The organism is Okeania sp. SIO2B9, assembly GCF_010672505.1.
Taxonomy (GTDB): domain Bacteria; phylum Cyanobacteriota; class Cyanobacteriia; order Cyanobacteriales; family Microcoleaceae; genus Okeania; species Okeania hirsuta.
Window position 1 is genome coordinate 1 of sequence record NZ_JAAHGK010001430.1, and the last position, 1,815, is coordinate 1,815.

General features: G+C 32.8%; 1 protein-coding gene. It reads left to right on the plus strand.

The genetic code is table 11. The features are described 5' to 3' along the window. The first annotated feature begins 584 nt into the window (after window positions 1-584). Window positions 585-1,547 (plus strand): tetratricopeptide repeat protein, encoded by a 963-nt coding sequence (locus F6K13_RS31415; RefSeq protein WP_124142702.1) that lies wholly within the window; start codon window positions 585-587, stop codon window positions 1,545-1,547. The last annotated feature ends 268 nt before the right edge of the window (window positions 1,548-1,815 follow it).

Consider the following 1,815-nt stretch of genomic DNA (forward strand, 5'->3'; position numbering starts at 1 on the left):
GGAATCAGGAGTCAGGAGGAAAAAGAATTTAGAAATATTTTTGCTCTACCTGAAGATGAAACATTTTTTTATACCGAATTAACGGGATGTGATGTCAAACAATAATTGGTTATTTACTAACATTAAAAAGTCCAGAAAACCTTCTTACTTGTTGCCTCTTGCCTTTGACTTTTTGCCTAAAAGCGACCATGTTTTTTACGCAACTCAAATGAAATTAGTATATATCTAAATCTCGATCAAATTACTACCAAAAGTCTTAACTAGATATGTTATCCAAAATATATTGCCAAGCATTCAGCAGTCAACTATCAGCTTTATAGAGTTGAAAATGTAGTAGAAGTTAAACTAATGTTTGCTTCATTCATTAAAAAGCTGTTTGCGTAGCATTCCGTAGGATGAACTGACCGCTAATAGCTGTTTGCGCAGCATTCCACAGGAAATGCTTACATATATTATTAACTAGGTATCTCACAAAAACCAACATAGTACAAAAGATTGTCCGAGATTTGTTTGATAAATAATCTTTGAATTTGCAACATACTTTAGCTTAATATAGTCAAGTATGAAAAAATCTATACTTAACTGTGAATGTAGTAGAAAAACACCAAAAAGCCAGAGAATATTTGGCCCAAGGTAAAATGGATAGAGCGATCGCTCTGTGTCATCAAATTATAGAGGTAAAACCAGACTTTATTCCAGCTTATCAGACTGTGGGAAATGCTTTAGAAATTCAAGGTAATTTAAAAGCTGCAATTAATTGGTATTTTAAGGCATTAAAAATTCAGCCAAACTTAGCTGAATTATACAAAATGATTGGTAATTTATACTCTCGACAAAAGCAGTGGGATGAGGCGATCTTCAGTTACCAAAAAGCTATAAAATTACAACCAAATTTAACAGAAGTGTATGAAAATTTAGGGGATATTTTTCGGCAGCGTTATCAGGATAATTTAACAGCAGCATTGAGTCATTATCGTCAAGCAATAGATTACGATCCTCAGAATGAAAGCAACTACCATAAAATCTTAGAAACTCAACCCTATCATCCAGAAATATGTTGTCGTTTAGCTAATATCTTATTTAGAAAAAATAAATTAAGCTCTGCAATTATTTTTTATCAAATTGCCCTAATAACTGAACCAGAAAATCCAGAAATTCATTTTAATTTAGGCAAAATATTGACAGAGCAAGGCGATATTCAGCAAGCAATTTATGAATATCAACTTGCCTTAGAAATAGAGAAAAATAATCCAGAGATTTATCTAAATTTAGGAATAGTTTTGGCAAAAAAAGAAAGATGGTCAGAAGCGATCGCCTCTTACCGTCGTACTATTGAAATTAATCCCAAGTTAGATTTAGCTTACAACTATTTAGGAGAAGCTTTAACAAAAGTGGGGGAATTAGAAGAGGCAATCTATGTTTTTGAGCAAGCAATAAATCTCAATCCCACCTCACCTTTATTTCATAAAAATTTAGGAGATGCTTTAGCAAAGCAAGGAAAAATAGATGAAGCAAGTGTCGCTTATAGTCGTTTTATTGAATGCTGAAGAAGGAAGAGGGAAGAGGGAAGAAGGAAGAGGGAAAAATATTGCTTTTTCTGAATTTTAAGCTGAAGAAGTAAGAGGGAAGAAGGAAGAGGGAAGAGGGAAAAATATTGCTTTTTCTGAATTTTAAGCTGAAGAAGTAAGAGGGAAGAAGGAAGAGGGAAAAATATTGCTTTTTCTGAATTTTAAGCTTAAAATTCAGAAAAAGCAGTATTTTTCCCTCTTCCTTCTTCTTTCTTCCTTCTTCAGCTTAAAATTCAGAAAAAGCAGA